The sequence below is a fragment of the Brachyspira sp. SAP_772 genome, from assembly GCF_009755885.1.
In the GTDB taxonomy this organism is placed as follows: Bacteria; Spirochaetota; Brachyspiria; order Brachyspirales; family Brachyspiraceae; genus Brachyspira.
This window is the reverse complement of record NZ_VYIX01000124.1, coordinates 1-770: the sequence shown is the minus strand read 5'-3', so window position 1 is coordinate 770 and position 770 is coordinate 1. Positions and strand designations below refer to the sequence as shown.

The following is a 770-nucleotide window of genomic DNA, read 5'->3' as shown; positions in this document are numbered from 1 at the left end:
GTTAAGTACGTTAATGTAATGGGCAAGAATTGAATCTTTATCAGGTACAACAGGTATATAATATTCCATAATATGCGGAAGAAGCATTGATGAAATGATAGATTTATTAACATTATACATATTATTAATAGCAATAGATAAAGCCCTTGAAGCTCCAAGACTAGCATTAGAACTAGCCATAGCACACATCATATTAGCCATAGCTATATTTGATATATTGTCTACATTTGAGCTGTCTAATATAAGTTTTCCTAAACCTTTAATGCTTAATCTCATAGCATTTTTAATAATAGGAGCATTAATTTCATTTAAAGTAGTGCTCATATACAARTCAAAAGCCATAGCAAATACACTCAAAGCACTGCTTATAGAATATTTTACAGGCACTGTTGTATATAATGCAGGGTCTATTATACAATCRCTTGCATATATATTTTTATCAGTAGATTCTTTGCATATTCCATCATATTTATCTACCAAATACATTCCAGTAGTAATTTCTGATAAAGAACCAAGTATAGTAGGCACGCTTATTAATGGGAATGGCTTATGATATACAGTTTGACCAGCCACATAATCTGAAGCTTCACCGCTGTTAGTAACTACAACAGAAGCACCTTTAGCTATATTTTGAACTTTAAATCCTCCTATAGCAACTATACATTCTGCTTTACTATATCTTACTAAGTTGGCTATAACATCTGAAGCATCACTATTAGAACTTGAGCTTACTTTAGAATAAACCATAACATTCATTAGATTATCTTCTA

General features: G+C 30.9%; 1 protein-coding gene. It reads right to left on the bottom strand.

The window, feature by feature from the left end:
* Positions 1 to 770 (bottom strand): iron-containing alcohol dehydrogenase (locus tag GQX97_RS13000; RefSeq protein WP_157152273.1); only part of this gene is annotated, 770 nt, incomplete at both ends.